We start from the raw sequence: 14589 nt of genomic DNA on the forward strand, positions 1-14589 counted from the left end.
AAAGTCATTGATTTTCAAGGCTTTTTTCATGCCCTAAAGTCAAAAATTAGCGCTTTTTTTCGCTTTTTACCGGTGTTGTTGACACAAAATTGACACACGGTTTGACACACATTTTCTACTGGATTGCTACTGGCACACTGCTGGATTCGAACCAGCACACAAAAAAAGAAGGATAACGCACTAGTCATCCTTCTTTTTATTACACTGGTATTAGTCTCTGTTTTATTTTTTATAGTATTTTGCCAAAGCGGTTTTCCCCATACAATTCAAGAAAAACAAATGCAGTAAGGTTAAAAATTGCGCCAATATATGAAGCAGAAGCATTGTCGTAATGATTGATTTTTAACGTTGAACCAACAAAGCACAATATTACTGCTCCTATTAAGAAACGGAATCTAAACCTGAAAAGCAACCGCATATCGAATTATTTAAAATGTAATTAGAAAATACTATGCTATTATGACGGAGTCACAAAAGTGTATGTAGACGCACTAACTGTAGCAGAGCAATTAATAAGTCCCAGATCACAAAGACATTGTAACGCTTGTGCTTTTGTCATTGGTACAGAACCAGTAGTAACACATGACGGAACGGAAATAGCGTTAGCGCATGAAATTAGGCAAGCGGCTAAAACAATTTCGGGGAAAAGGGCCGCTGCAATTGCGCCATCCAATCCACTTGTAGCATCATTCCAAGCAGCGGTCATACAACCTCTCCAATGAGCGTCGCCTACCATACCTGAAGGATCGAAATAAACGTCACCAATGACTTTTACTTGAGACGTTTGTACGCCAGCTGTGCTGGTTTTTGCAATAAATACCTTATATATTCCAACTGGCACATTAACAGGCTGTATTACTAGACCCGCCTTTAATGTGGTTATTCCTGTTTCCACTGGAATGGAATAAACTGTGTTCCCAGTAACCTGATCAACAGATGTTGTAATAACTGCGCTGGAGTTTATATTAAACCCTTCCAGTGCCAGGGCATTAGTAACGTAAGATGTTGCTAAAATTGCCTGCAAATTTGGATCGCTAGCAACGCTAATAGTAGTTCTTGCAATCGATGTTCCAATAGATTGAATGTCTCCCTGCGTAGTGAACATTAAATTTTGAGAATTTGTACTTTGGGGCTTTACACTTTGTGTGGTTGTATTGTCTTTTTTACACGCTACAAAAACTAATGATCCAGCAATTACGAATGCTAATGCAGATAAAAAAACTTTTTTCATGGTACTTAAATTTTTGCATCCTTTATTTAAATGGGCTATTGGATGTCTATGGTTACTCCCAATTATAAATTGTTGTTTTTTAGATTGACCGATAAAATTTTGTTACTTATAAATCCAGGAATATGGAAAGGTTAGCGAAATAATAGTAAAATGCCGAGCTAGCATAGCATTCTACTTTCTTAAACCTAAGCTTGTTAAGTAGTGTAAATTAAATTAGATCAACAATTTTCTAATAAGCAAACATAAAACTTAAAATCGATTTTTCAATTTTTATTTTTTATTTTTCAATAATAATCAATAAAAAAGATAATACTGCGATTTCCAACCATTCATGCTGGTGCTTCTGCGTTTATCTCCTGTCGCATCCCCATCAAATGGTTTCCAGAATAAAGCATCTTGAAAACTTTTTAGAGGATTAAAATTTATTGATTCTATTTGATACCCAGTCCTGGGCACCAAAAAAGGTCGGAGATCACTACGGCCTTTTTTGTTTTTAAAAAATTACTTTTATCCGACCGGTGGCATGCCGTATTTCAGGCACGCAGGTAAGGTACCTTACACACTGTTATACAATAAGCAGCAATCACACACATTCTTTTAGTTTTACTCATTATCCATAGGTGAAGAAAAAAACATTTTTCTCTTTTCTGTCAGCGACTTACAACTGATCGGATAATGTGTTTTATTTGCCGGGTATGTATGTGCTCCGACAGTTTTTATCTATCTGTTTCCTGCTTGTTGCAGGCCCGGGTATTGTATCCGCGCAGACGGCAGGTTACCGGCATTTTACCGTAAAAGACGGTTTAGCTGGCAATCATGCGTACATGACGCACCAGGATAAAGACGGCTATATCTGGATCGCCACCACATCCGGACTAAGTCGCTTTGACGGCAGGCATTTTCAGAATTACGACTACGAAAACGGTCTGCCGGATAATGAAGTGCTTTTTGTAACCAATGATCATGCGAACCGGATATGGATCCATTCGTTCGCGGCAAATAATGCACTTTCCTTTATTGAAAAAGCGCTGCCCGTAAAAAGATACTCACTGAAAGCAGCCAACCTGTCTGAGCAATACTATAGCGACGGCAACCAAACAACCTATCTGACCGGCTTTCACTCGCTCGTTGTTGTCAGAGGCCGTCACGCCCCGGTGTGGACGCAATTGCCGTTTGATGCGGGACGGGTTTGGGAAACGGAAGACGGATTATGCTACCTCAGCGACGGGAGGAGCATCTTCACGATAAAAGATACTGTTGTTCGGTTCTTGCAACAGCTCACACGTTACCCGGCCAGCTATTCCCGGATGTATTATTACAAGGGCTTGCTCTATGCCGTTTCGGGCAAAACCCTTCAGATTTTTGTTTACGGACAAAAGCGATTCCGGTATATAGCCACGAGAAGATTTGATGCATCCATCAATCAGGTCCACGTAAATAAATACGGTATATGGATCACCTATAAAGATCAGCAGGGAGGCTGCCTGTTTACACGTGATGGCCAATGGTCGTTACAGTACCGGTTTGCACTTCCGGGTTTCATCAACTACATAAGCGACGATACAGAGGGCGGTGTCTGGCTCAGTTCCAGTGACAACGGACTCTTTTATATTCCCGCACCGGATTTTGTGAATTACACCATTGCCGATGGACTGGCTTCTTCGGTAGTGTCGGCACTTGAGCCTGTTCCGGGTAAGAAACTGTGGCTGGGATACAACACCGGTCAGGCAGAGCTAGTTTGCTATGCGAAAAAGACCCTCCGGAAAGAGCGGAGTATAATGGTGGAGCAAAGCAGCAGCAACGGTTTTGTGATGGATATTGCTTCCGCAGGCAAATACGGAGTATTCCTGCTTTCGCGAAAAAATTTCCTGCAGTTGCGTGATAAAGCCACTTATCTGAAAGCCCCCGGCGTAAACAAATCAATCAGCCTGTTGAATGATACTGTTGTCGGAGTGGGCGGATGGAAATACTGGCTGTATCGTCTGAATACAAAACGAGTGACAGAGTATCCGATCAGTCGCATCTACGCGCAATGCACAGATATTCATGGCAATTACTGGCTCGGCGGCATGGACGGACTGTATCGGATAGACGGACATACATCCGGGTATCAAAAGCTGAAAGCGCTGGATGGATACAAGATCAATGCACTTGTTTGCTGCAAGGATTACCTATGGGCAGGCACACAAAATAACGGTCTTTACCTGCTGCGGAATGGCCGCATTGTTTCACAACTGAAAAGAAACAGCAGCGAAAGTCTCGCATCTAATACGATAAAAGCACTGGCGGCACGGGAAGAACGGGTCTATATCGGTACGAATAAAGGTGTACAGCTGATCCGGTACAATTATGACCTGCACCGCATCGATCAAAGCCGCATGCTGAACCATGACGATGGACTTATATCCCCCGAAGTAAACGATCTTAAATTGTTGCACGATACGCTCTTTATTGCAACCTGCGAAGGCTTTGCAATACATCATGCCACAGCAGACACGCTGCATCCGGTCCGCTACACCATTTCCGATGTCTCCGTCACCGATCTGCGAAGCAACCGTCGCTCTGATACGCAGGGTACCGTCATTCCTTATTCCTCGGTGGGGGTGGAGCTGGCATTTAATACCGTGGCATTGCGTTACGCGGCAGAAATAAGCTATCTGTATCAACTGGAAAGTTTTGATAACAGGTGGAAGCATACCACCGGCAATACTGCTGCGTACACAAATCTTCCACCGGGTAAGTACGTTTTTGTTGTAAAGGCTGCGGACACACGCGGGAATAGCAGTAAGCCATACCGGTTCGCTTTTGCGGTGAAACCTGCATTGTGGCAAACGATGATGTTTAAATGCAGTCTTACGCTACTGCTGTTGCTGATCGCCGGTGGATTATTCATCGCTTATCACCGTTACACAAAGCGGAAAACAAAAGCGCAGATCATGCAGAACCGTATCATCGCAAAAGCTAGGCTGGAAGCATTGAGAGCGCAGATCAAACCTCATTTTGTATTTAACTCCATGAATGCTATCAGCGACTACCTGCATCACAACCGCAATGAAGATGCTATCGAGTTGCTACAGGGTTTTGCCGGACTGATAAGGAAGGGGCTGAATATCGCTGCGAAAGACTTCATAACGATTGCAGAAGAGACCGCTTTTCTTGTGCAGTATCTGAAACTGGAACAGAAGAAGTGCGACGCATGTTTCGACTTTACATTTGAGTCTGCCCCGGAAATCCGCGACCTGGTAATACCCTCTTTGCTGTCACAGCCATTTGTCGAGAATGCGGTTATCCATGGTGTTCGGAATATTAAGCGCAGAAGAGGACAGATAAACGTAACCTATACCCTAAACGGAAAAGACCTTATCTGTAATATCGCCGACAACGGAGTAGGGGTGAGGCGTTCTATAAGCAGTAAACGCGCCGATTCCATCGGTACAAAGCTATCCGAGCACCGCGTCAACTATTTTCGCTCAGGGATGGGAATTGATATTGAGCTCTCCATAGCGGACCTGTCGGATGGCGATGCAGATGAGGTGGGTACCAGAGTTACGATACTCATCAAAGATATTTTTCAATTACAGACGAATGAAGACAATGCTGAAGACACTCATAATAGATGATGAAGTAAGATCCAGGAGTGTATTGCGTGCAATGATATCGAAGTATTGCACCAATATCTTTATTGCAGGCGAAGCGGCAACCATCGAAGATGCCGTCCTGCTGATAAACGAGCACGACCCGGATCTTGTGTTTCTCGATGTGGAGTTGGGCCTGGGTACCGGTTTTGACCTGTTGGGACAGCTGCCGGAAATCAGATTCAAAACGATATTCATCACTGCCTACGACCATTTCGCGATCAAAGCAATAAAATGGTCGGCGCAGGACTACCTGCTGAAACCCCTGGACCCGCCGGAACTGATAGCGGCGGTAAACAAGCTTACACTTACCAGCGCTCAGGTGCAAAATCTGCCGGCAGCCAAGCCCGATTCCGGAGAAGTGAATGGTAAGCGCATCGGCTTGCCTACCATGGACGGACTCGTGTTTTTTGATATTGGCCAGATTGTCTGTTGCGAAGCCAAAGGTGCCTATACCGAATGCTCTTTTACGGACAACAAAAAGATCCTTGTGTCGAAACCGTTGCAGGTGTACGAGGCGATACTATTACCGCATGGTTTTTTCCGCGTGCATCATTCATTCCTCATCAACCTTGCCTGCGTAAAAGAGTATATCAGGGGGCGCGGCGGAATGGTTGTGATGAGTGATGGCAGTAATATACCTGTTGCTTCGCGCAAAAGGGATGAATTCCTGAAACACTTATTGCATTAGCGACACGACCGTGTTGTATTTGCGCACACCTGTTAATTGCCTGTTTTTTACGTTCCTTGCCCCGGCCATATTTGCTGTTGCAATGCAGGTAGTATTGCAGGCGGAATCCCGAAAAGCCAAATCAACGAGTAGGGGAAAATATTATAATCATGAAAGGAAGAAATTTATTCGCTACAGTTTTATTGCTTACGCCGCTTTTGGGCAGCGCTCAAATGTGGACGCGCTCGGGCTCAAATACATTTCTTACAAATTCCGGCGATTATGTCGGTGTAGGAAGCAGTGTCCCCACGTTTTCGGGCAATAAATTTGAAGTAGTATCCGGTGGCGTAATGTTTCGTTCTGCCCGCGGAGGGATGGTACGGTTTGAAAATCCTAATCTCGAGGAAGGAATGGCCGTTCAGACTACTTCAGGTACCCGCGCAGATTTTCGCGTGGACGGTTCGAGTCTGAAACTGGGATTTCATAATGCACTCACCGCGGTTCCTTCTTCCAATCTGATGTATGTGACAGGCGGTGGTAGTTTTGGCATTGGCCTCAATCCGGGAACTTCGACTTATAAACTGACCGTAAACGGCGATACAAAAGTTCAGGGATTTCTGGACGTTGACCCAGCTGCAACTCTGGTAAATTCATTCCGCGTAAGAGGAAATGTCACAAATGCACTGGTGGATATTCAAAGCTCAAACTCGGGTACTATTCCGGCAATCAGGGCTAAGACAGGTTTATTCGTTAACCGTACAGATGTTTCAGATGTAAATACCAGCGGCGCAGAAATTCATGGGCAAACAAATGGAATTGTTACGAGTGCTATTGTTACGGTAGACGCAGACGCAACCGGATTGAACGCAAAGAGTGTTACATCTAACGGCAACGCAACGGGTGTGTATGCAACAGGAGCAGGAAAAATATGCTACGGTGTTCATGGAAGAGGATCGGGACAGAATAGTACAAATGCTTACGGTGTATACGGATATGCCTGGAGCGGATTAGCTTCACCGAATGCGGTATATGGCGTTTACGGAGAAATTCCGGTGAGTCTTTGGAGCAAGGCAAACTGCTATGCGGGATTTTTTAGCGGCAACGTTTATGCCCGTGGTGATGTTTATGCTAATGCATTCTATCCTTTTTCAGATCAGAAACTGAAAAAGGACATACAGCAGCTGAGCGAGGGATTAAGTGTAATCGCAAAGCTGAAACCTTCTACTTATCATTTCCGTACTGACGAGTACGCGTTTCTGAATCTACCCGGAGAAAAGCAATATGGTTTCATTGCCCAGGAATTGGAAACGGTACTCCCGGAAGCGGTAAAGCAACTTGCAATAACCGAAAAGGATAATACCAGATTTGAATATAAAGCGGTGAATTACACAATGCTGATCCCCGTTCTCACAGCTGCGATCAAGGAACAACAGGAGCAGATAGAGCAACTGCGGAAAGACCTGGCAGCCGCAACCAGCGCCACAAATGCTGTTCCTGAAGTGAAGCAAACGATCAATGGCGCATTCCTTTCCCAGAACACCCCTAATCCGTTTACCCAGACAACTACCATCAGTTACCAATTACCCACGGACGCAAAAACAGCCGCAATAGGCGTTTATGATCTGAATGGTAAAGAACTGAAATTATACGATCTGGGAGCAGAGCGGGCAGGTTCTGTTACTATTGACGGCGGAAGCATGCAGCCGGGTATGTATGTGTATACTTTGCTGCTGAACGGCGTTCCCCACGAAACGAAAAAGATGGTACTCACATCTCACTGATCTTATCGCACGCTACACTCCGGCAGCGCAACCTGCAATAGGACCTGCACCGCAGGAGGTATCCGATAAAGAGTTTAAAACGATTTGCTTCCGGGCAAATCGTTTTTTTTATCAGCCTTTCTTAATCGTGATGTAGTTACCGATGTTCCGCTCCTCGTTCAGCGTATAGGAAGAAAGTGCGTTTGTATATTTCTTTTTCTTCCAGATACATTTATCACAGCTTTGCGCGGTATAGGCAAAATTATCAATCCGGTAATTTTTTCCGGTAGCCGGCACGAAAATCCTGTAAGCGTATTTCTGTTCCTGCAGTTCAACGATAGGATAAGTCAGGTAGTTTTCCATAGCCGCCACGGTGCTCGAATCCACGACGACAGAAAAGTTTGTTCGCGGTTGATACCGTACTACCAGGATCGTATCCAGATCGGTTTTGTCAAATCCGGAAAACTGAACAGGCTGTTCCTCGCTGAAAGTGCAATCGATGTGTTTGTTGCAGCAGGATGCCATCAGGGCACTGCATAGAAGCAGGTAGCATACGTTTTTCATAGGTGGGTGAAATTGTAATCAAGATACGTATTTTTATAAAGTGATCGCCTTTTGCGCATACTCCTCTCATGCCGGAGTCTGAGAAACGCACTGCGTTATTTTAATAAATCTTACTGCTATGAGAAGTTTTCTTACGCTGGTTGCTCTATTTGTTTTCCTTTCGTTCCGGGGTTTGGGACAACAGGACTATAACGGCTATTTCCGCGGGATGCTTACCGTACAGGAGCTGATTGCGGCTGAAGATTTCGGTGGCGCCTTAAATAAATACAGGCAGTTGTTCTCCCAGTACGACCGCGTATTTGCGAGTGATGCATTCAACGCCTGCCAGCTCGCTGCGTTTTCAGACACTGCTTCTTTTTCTTATTTCTATTACCATTGCGCACGCGCCGGTGTTCCCTGGAAGACACTCAGTGAGAACCGGTTTATAGGCCTGCATTTACCGCTGAGTCCGGATTCCGTTTACCTGGCAGGCAGAAAAATATTCAACGCATCTATTGACACGGCCTTACGTTCCGAATTTATGCGCCGTTACCGGAAAGAGCAGGATTCAAAAAATGACAGAAAAGAATTTGCCGCGGTTGTTTCGGATAATTTCAATCGCATTCTTGATCTGGCGCGTAAAGGACGCTTCCCGGATGAGCGGCTTATCGGCACAAACGACGAGCTGGAGAATGGGATGCTGCTTGCGACACTGAAACATCAACCCTGGTCTTTTATGATATTGCAGCCTTACATAAGCCAATCCATCCGCTCCGGAGGCTTGCAGCCGATAGGCGCTTATTATGTCTATGGTTTCAATCAGACGCGCACGGGCGTGCTGTATACCGATAAGCCCGGACCAGATACCTCGTTTTATAAAAAGCGGTATAATCTCGCTTTTGGTATGAGCTCAGATAATATCGCAGAAGTGGACCGCAACCGTAAGGCTGTTTACATATACAGTATTGCCACCCAGCTAAAACTCCGTGCGCTGAGCGAACGTTATGGTCTCGACTTTAAAGGCGATTATTAGGGGCTTCCCTTACTCACTTTATGCCTGTTAAAATAGACTTTTTAGTGAAAAAATGACTATTTTGCATATTATAATAGTCATATTGTGCTTCAGCAAACAGGTATCAAAGAGGTAAAGGTTTCGATTGGCAAACTGATCAGAACGTTACGCGAGCGGGAACGGCTTACGCAGGAACAGCTGGCGGAGCAGTTGGCTTTATCGCGACTCACCATTCAAAATCTTGAAGCCGGGAAGAATCCCACCATCGATACTTTACTGAAGGTACTGCAGTATTTTGAACTGCTGGAGGGGTTCGGTTCTTACATCGCTTCCGAAACGGCTAACAACAGCCAGCAATCCCTTTATTAATCTATGGCTAAGAACAACCTCATCACGTTATTCTGCTTCGACCGCGAGATCGGCCGCCTGGGATTCGATCCCGATAAAGGCAGCTCTTTTTTTCAGTACAATGCCGGTTTCCTGGCGAGCGAACAATACACCCGGTTGTTTCCGCTGATCTTCCGGCGCATCCGGCAAACGCAGGTATTCGACAAATACAATAATGATACGTTCCGCGGATTGCCACCGATGATTGCTGATTCGCTTCCCGATCTGTTCGGTAATATCATTTTCCGCACCTGGATGGAAAGCAGCAATCGCAGGCTTAGCGAAATTTCGGTGCTCGAACAGCTGGCCTATGTGGGCAACAGGGGTATGGGAGCGCTTGAGTATCGCCCGGCGCAGAACATTGCGGCCGGGGATACCATCAACATCGGCGAAATAGCCGGTATTGTAAGCCAGGTGCTGGACCAGAAAAGCCGGACAGGTGCACCACAGCTGAATCATGCGGCATTGCTGAATATTTTTAAGATAGGAACTTCTGCCGGAGGTATGCGACCCAAGATCCTCATTGCCGAGCATAAGACCACGGGAGCAATCATCCCCGGTGATATTGTGGTCAGTGACGCATATCAACATTACCTGGTAAAGCTCGGGATAGACAACGAAAGCAGCTACAGTCGCGAAGCCGTGGAATATGGATACTACCTTACAGCTTTGCATGCGGGTATCGATATGATGCCTTCGCGTATGATAGACGGACGCCACTTTGCAACCCTGCGTTTCGACAGGCAGCAGGGTAAGAAGAAACATGTGCTCACCGCATCGGGACTTACCGGATGGGATTACACCGATCCCAAAGTGTCCGCTTATGAGCAACTGTTTGATCTCATGCTGTTCTTAAAATGTCCGCATAAAGACATGAGTCAGTTGTTCCGCCGGATGGTGTTCAATGTCGTATTCGCCAATCATGACGATCACCTGAAAAACCACAGCTTTATTTACGACGAAGCCAACGATAGCTGGCAGCTCGCCCCGGCCTACGATCTTACCTACTCGCTGAATCCCGAGCTGAATATAAAGACCCGCTCACGCGCATTGTCCGTGAATGGCAAACGCAATAATATCCTGTCCGGAGATCTTGCCGCGATTGCGGAGCGATATACTATCCGCAATTTTAAAGGCATTGTAAGCGACGTACAGAATGCCATTTCTTTCTGGGAACAAAAGGTTGCCGAACAGGGAGTTCCGGAACACATCATCCGGTCGATGCTGGAGCATTTTACCCGTTTTATTTAACAGAAATCCACTGCCGGAAGGACATCCTCATTTTGGATACATCTTCACGCGTTTTGCACACAGCCGGCGCAGGCAGCGTGCGGACCTTTGTGTCCTCAATCAATCAAAATATAAAATTTATGACACAACAAAACAGGCAGGAGAAGGTATGGTTCATTACCGGTTCGTCCCGCGGATTCGGTCGTGTATGGGCAATGGCAGCTCTTATGCGCGGAGATAAAGTAGCCGCCTCAGCACGCCGCCTCAGCAGCATTGCCGATCTGAAAGAACGCTTCGGCGATCAGGTGCTCACGCTGGAACTGGATGTGACGAATCATGAGCAGGTGCGGGAAGCGGTGTCGGCAGCACATACACATTTCGGCAGATTGGATATAGTGCTCAATAATGCGGGCTATTCGCTTGTGGGTACAATTGAAGAGTCGAGCCCCGAAGAGATACGTGCCATGTACGAGACCAATGTGCTAGGGCCGGTTGCGGTGATACAGGCAGCGCTGCCGCTGCTGCGTGCGCAAGGATACGGACATATCCTGGGCACGTCCAGTAACCTGGGTCATGTGGTGTTGCCGGTGATCGGCTACTACTGCTCCTCCAAATGGGCATTCGAAGCTATCCACGAGAGTCTTGCAGCGGAGGTGAAACAATTCGGCATTAAGGTGACCATTATTGAGCCCGGAGCTTACGCCACCGAATTCGGCAGCCAGGAGTCGCTGAAGTTTGCAGCAGGCATGGACATTTACGATACGTTCAAAAACGAATTTTTCGGTCAACTGGGCACGCTCGAGCGCGGCAATCCGGAAGCTACGCCGGAAGCGCTGTTTGCAGTGGTTGATGCAGAAAATCCGCCCCTGCGTTTCTTCCTCGGGAAGCACAATCTCCCCTGGGTGCGGGAAGCTTATGCCGACCGTATGCAGACCTGGGAAACCTGGCAGGAAATTTCCGATGCTGCACAGGGAACAGCACCGCAAGCCGCACAGACGCATTAAATTTGATAACCGGAGAACGCAGCCGTTCCGCAATACGGATACGGCTGCGTTTTAAAAAAGCAAGCGAAGCATGAAAAAGGAAGAAGGTATCCGCTACAAATTCAAATCTATAGCCGACGCGCACCGCATATTCGGGTTGCCTGCACCCCGGCATCCGCTCATCAGCATGGTCAAGGGGGCACCTGCCAATATTGAAGCCATGCGCGGACCGCATGTGCTCAACTTCTACAAGATCGCCTACAAGGAAACCGTAGGCGGTAAACTACGCTATGGGCAGCATTACTACGACTTCGATGGCGGAGGCCTGCTTTTTGCCGCACCCAACCAGATACTCGGAAGCGTGAGCGACGAATCGCTGGCCGCCTGCTCTTCCTATACGCTGCTCATTCACCCTGATTTTCTGCTGGGTTATCCGCTTGCAAAAAAGATGAAAGAGTACGGATTCTTCTCATATGCTGCCGATGAGACATTGCACTTATCCGATGAAGAGCGCGAAACGGTTCTCTCCCTGATGAAGATGATAGAAACAGAGCTGAACAGCCGTATCGACGATTTCAGCCAGGATGTGGTGATTGCCCAGGTGGAGCTGCTCTTCACTTTTGCCAATCGCTTTTACAAACGTCAGTTTCTCACACGCAAAGCCGTACACAGCGATCTGCTGCAGCGGATGGAGGAGCTGCTGAACGGGTATTTTAACGATGAAATGCTGTTGCGGAAAGGCGTTCCCACAGTGGCTTACCTGGCCACGCAGCTGAATGTATCCCCCAGCTATCTCAGTGACATGCTGCGCTCACTTACGGGGCAGAATGCACAGCAGCATATACACGACAAGCTTATAGAAAAGGCAAAGGAAATGCTTTCGGTTACCAGTCTTTCGGTGAGTGAGGTTGCTTATGCGCTCGGCTTTGAATATGCACAGTCGTTCAGCAAACTGTTTAAGAACAAAACACAGCAATCGCCGCTGGCATTCCGGCAGCAGTTCAACTAAAAGCCCTGGTTATTCCGCAGGCGGATCTCTTCCTCCGTTCGGGGCAGCAGCTTATCCAGCGTAAGGAGTGCTTCTGCCTGCACCTGGTCGATGAAGGGACGCAACTGCCTGTCGTATGCGTCAAATACCGCAGCCAGGTCATCACCGTGCGTTGCAAATGCATCACACAGCGCCGTTGCGCCTATTATGGCGAGCGATCCGCCCATGCCCGCTGCCGGAGAAGCACAATAGGCCGCATCTCCGGCCAGCACCACACGTCCTCTGGCCCAGCGAGCCATCTTCACCTGGCAGAATCTGTCGAAGTAAAACGAACGGGATTGCAGCAGTTCCTGCAACAGCTCGGGCGTACGCCAGCGTACCCCGGCAAATTGCTCCCTGATGATCTGCTGCTGTTGTTCGCTGTTGCGGAAGTCGTAGCTGATCTCCGTCTCCGGCCGGAACGTAAAAATGATATCCGTCTTTTTATTGTAAGCATATAAAGCCACACCTTTATCCGGTTCTGCATACAGTTGGTAACACCCTTCCGGTATCAGCAGTTTGTTTACAATAGCGATGGCAAAATATTGTCCCGGGAAATGCACAAAGTCCTCCTCCGGTCCGAACCACAGCCTGCGCACAGGTGAGTGCACACCATCGCAGCCCAGTACCAGGTGGAACTGTTCCTGCATACCGTCGCGCAGCTGCACCTCCATGCCATCCGTGGTTTCCGTCATTGTGCTGATGCTGTTGCCGAACAGGAAGCGTACCTCATCCTTCACCAGGTCGTACAGCATGTGGAGCAGCAGATCGCGCTCTATCTCAAATTCATTGTCCGGTTTCTTTTCCAGTTGCAGGCACAGCTCCGTTACATCATCGGCATTCTTGAATTCCCATTTTTCGGGACCGATCCTGTTGGCTTTAATCGCATCCAGCAGTCCCATGCGGCGCATAATGTCCACCGTATCATCTTTTATATCCACCGGGGTGCCGCCCATCTTCAGGAATGGTGCAGTCTCCGCCACGGTTACCTGGTAGCCCAGGCGGTTCATCCAATAGGCAGCGGTAAGTCCGGCAAAGCTTGCACCGGAGATCAGCACCCGTTTTATTTGTTGTGTCATAAGCAGTCAGGAACAGGAAGTTCACAGATGCAAAAGTCTGCCTTTACCCGGATTGCGACAATAGCGAATGAAAGTAGTTATTGGACTAAACGTGGTTTTTGCTCCGGAACGTCAGCGCGCTCATGCCTGTGGCTTTGGTAAACAACCGCGAGAAATAGGGATAGTCGGTATACCCGAGCTCAGATGCGATTTCCTTTACCGATTTGCCGGTGTGGAAGAGCAGACGCTTTGCTTCCAGTACAATGCGATCCTGTATCTGCTGCGAAGCAGACAGGCCGGTGGCGTGGCGCACACACTCGTTCAGATACGGTACGGAGATGTGCAGCATATCTGCATATGCCGCAGGCCGTTTCAGCGTTTTGTAATGCTCGTCCAGCAACTGTTTAAAGGAATTTGCTATCTGGGTCTGCCGCGATGCATTGCCCTGGAGACGGTCTTGTTTGCTGAGCAGGGATGCAATGTAGGCCACCAGCGTATTGCAGCTGTCGCGCAGCAGGGCATCGTGCAGCCTGTTTCCTTTGTCCGCGGCAATACGCAGGCAGAGCGCGCATATGTCCGACAGCATGGCAAGTTCTGCTTTGCCCGGCCGTAGCGGCAGTGCAGGGGATAGCTGTTCCAGTAATGCTGCATAGCCTGTGTGCAGCTGATCATCGCCGATAGCCAGCGAGCAGACCGTGATGTTTTTAAAATCAAGGATCCGGTGCACCTGGCTGGGATGCATATACACGATGCAGGGCGCTTTAAGAAGGTGTTCGCGGAAATCGATCTCCATCACCAGAGCGCCACGCTCGAGGAAGTGGAACGTATGTCCTTCATCGCGGTGCGCCTGTGTGGCTTCCTCGTATTGCTGTGCCGATACAAAATCAGCCTTGCTGATCACAGACCTGTCTATCATGATTCCCGATCCGATGCCATCGGTCAGTGAGTTTACAGGTATGTTGCGGGAGCGTACGGGCATGGGTGTTCAGAAGGAGAAAGGTAGCGGATAAGCGAGTTTTAAATGTACATCTATTTTGATATTTTAGCGGTATC

12 protein-coding genes are annotated in these 14589 nt (G+C 47.6%); 8 read left to right on the forward strand and 4 right to left on the reverse strand.

Annotated elements, in window-relative coordinates; genetic code table 11:
• Positions 1–457: 457 nt before the first annotated feature.
• On the reverse strand, positions 458–1231 hold the full coding sequence (locus ABD846_RS00920) for a hypothetical protein (RefSeq protein ID WP_344821733.1): 774 nt from the start codon (positions 1229–1231) through the stop codon (positions 458–460).
• Positions 1232–1926: 695 nt separating this feature from the next.
• Between ABD846_RS00920 and ABD846_RS00925 the strand changes: the two genes are divergently transcribed.
• From ABD846_RS00925 to ABD846_RS00935, 3 genes are all read left to right on the forward strand, one after another.
• A complete protein-coding gene (locus ABD846_RS00925; protein ID WP_344821735.1) occupies positions 1927–4851 on the forward strand; it encodes a sensor histidine kinase in 2925 nt (974 codons plus the stop codon).
• Positions 4817–5557, forward strand: a complete 741-nt coding sequence (locus tag ABD846_RS00930; protein ID WP_344821737.1) for a LytR/AlgR family response regulator transcription factor — start codon at positions 4817–4819, stop codon at positions 5555–5557. The genes ABD846_RS00925 and ABD846_RS00930 overlap by 35 nt, the downstream gene beginning before the upstream one ends.
• Before the next feature lie 149 nt (positions 5558–5706).
• Positions 5707–7317 carry a tail fiber domain-containing protein gene (locus ABD846_RS00935; protein ID WP_344821739.1) on the forward strand — a complete coding sequence of 537 codons (1611 nt, stop codon included), beginning with the start codon at positions 5707–5709 and terminating at the stop codon, positions 7315–7317.
• Positions 7318–7428: 111 nt separating this feature from the next.
• On the opposite strand, the gene ABD846_RS00940 is transcribed toward ABD846_RS00935, so the two are convergent.
• Positions 7429–7860: a hypothetical protein gene (locus ABD846_RS00940; RefSeq protein ID WP_344821741.1), complete on the reverse strand. Its 432-nt coding sequence runs from the start codon at positions 7858–7860 to the stop codon at positions 7429–7431.
• A gap of 118 nt (positions 7861–7978) precedes the next feature.
• On the opposite strand from ABD846_RS00940, the gene ABD846_RS00945 reads away from it, so the two are divergent.
• The 5 genes from ABD846_RS00945 to ABD846_RS00965 all read left to right on the forward strand — a co-directional run bounded on the left by ABD846_RS00945 (position 7979) and on the right by ABD846_RS00965 (position 12460).
• Positions 7979–8872 (forward strand): hypothetical protein, encoded by an 894-nt coding sequence (locus tag ABD846_RS00945; protein ID WP_344821743.1) that lies wholly within the window; start codon positions 7979–7981, stop codon positions 8870–8872.
• A gap of 84 nt (positions 8873–8956) precedes the next feature.
• Positions 8957–9220 carry a helix-turn-helix transcriptional regulator gene (locus tag ABD846_RS00950; RefSeq protein ID WP_344821745.1) on the forward strand — a complete coding sequence of 88 codons (264 nt, stop codon included), beginning with the start codon at positions 8957–8959 and terminating at the stop codon, positions 9218–9220.
• A 3-nt stretch (positions 9221–9223) separates the two neighbouring features.
• Positions 9224–10489 carry a type II toxin-antitoxin system HipA family toxin gene (locus ABD846_RS00955; protein WP_344821747.1) on the forward strand — a complete coding sequence of 422 codons (1266 nt, stop codon included), beginning with the start codon at positions 9224–9226 and terminating at the stop codon, positions 10487–10489.
• Between the two features lie 119 nt (positions 10490–10608).
• Complete coding sequence (locus ABD846_RS00960) at positions 10609–11472, forward strand: SDR family NAD(P)-dependent oxidoreductase (protein WP_344821749.1); 864 nt, start codon at positions 10609–10611, stop codon at positions 11470–11472.
• 70 nt (positions 11473–11542) lie between these two features.
• Positions 11543–12460 carry a helix-turn-helix domain-containing protein gene (locus ABD846_RS00965; RefSeq protein WP_344821751.1) on the forward strand — a complete coding sequence of 306 codons (918 nt, stop codon included), beginning with the start codon at positions 11543–11545 and terminating at the stop codon, positions 12458–12460.
• Here ABD846_RS00965 and ABD846_RS00970 read toward each other — a convergent pair.
• Positions 12457–13557: an FAD-dependent monooxygenase gene (locus ABD846_RS00970; protein ID WP_344821753.1), complete on the reverse strand. Its 1101-nt coding sequence runs from the start codon at positions 13555–13557 to the stop codon at positions 12457–12459. The genes ABD846_RS00965 and ABD846_RS00970 overlap by 4 nt on opposite strands.
• An 85-nt stretch (positions 13558–13642) precedes the next feature.
• Positions 13643–14515, reverse strand: coding sequence for a helix-turn-helix domain-containing protein (locus tag ABD846_RS00975; RefSeq protein WP_344821755.1), 873 nt, complete (start codon positions 14513–14515; stop codon positions 13643–13645).
• Between the last annotated feature and the right edge of the window lie 74 nt (positions 14516–14589).

Source organism: Rurimicrobium arvi (genome assembly GCF_039540495.1).
GTDB lineage: Bacteria > Bacteroidota > Bacteroidia > Chitinophagales > Chitinophagaceae > Rurimicrobium > Rurimicrobium arvi.

Excerpts from the sequence above, each read along its gene's own strand:
- ABD846_RS00920 (WP_344821733.1), bottom strand. The coding sequence starts at position 1,231 with ATGAAAAAAGTTTTTTTATCTGCATTAGCATTCGTAATTGCTGGATCA.
- ABD846_RS00925 (WP_344821735.1), top strand. The coding sequence starts at position 1,927 with ATGTATGTGCTCCGACAGTTTTTATCTATCTGTTTCCTGCTTGTTGCA.
- ABD846_RS00930 (WP_344821737.1), top strand. The coding sequence starts at position 4,817 with ATGAAGACAATGCTGAAGACACTCATAATAGATGATGAAGTAAGATCC.
- ABD846_RS00935 (WP_344821739.1), top strand. The coding sequence starts at position 5,707 with ATGAAAGGAAGAAATTTATTCGCTACAGTTTTATTGCTTACGCCGCTT.
- ABD846_RS00940 (WP_344821741.1), bottom strand. The coding sequence starts at position 7,860 with ATGAAAAACGTATGCTACCTGCTTCTATGCAGTGCCCTGATGGCATCC.
- ABD846_RS00945 (WP_344821743.1), top strand. The coding sequence starts at position 7,979 with ATGAGAAGTTTTCTTACGCTGGTTGCTCTATTTGTTTTCCTTTCGTTC.
- ABD846_RS00955 (WP_344821747.1), top strand. The coding sequence starts at position 9,224 with ATGGCTAAGAACAACCTCATCACGTTATTCTGCTTCGACCGCGAGATC.
- ABD846_RS00960 (WP_344821749.1), top strand. The coding sequence starts at position 10,609 with ATGACACAACAAAACAGGCAGGAGAAGGTATGGTTCATTACCGGTTCG.
- ABD846_RS00965 (WP_344821751.1), top strand. The coding sequence starts at position 11,543 with ATGAAAAAGGAAGAAGGTATCCGCTACAAATTCAAATCTATAGCCGAC.
- ABD846_RS00970 (WP_344821753.1), bottom strand. The coding sequence starts at position 13,557 with ATGACACAACAAATAAAACGGGTGCTGATCTCCGGTGCAAGCTTTGCC.
- ABD846_RS00975 (WP_344821755.1), bottom strand. The coding sequence starts at position 14,515 with ATGCCCGTACGCTCCCGCAACATACCTGTAAACTCACTGACCGATGGC.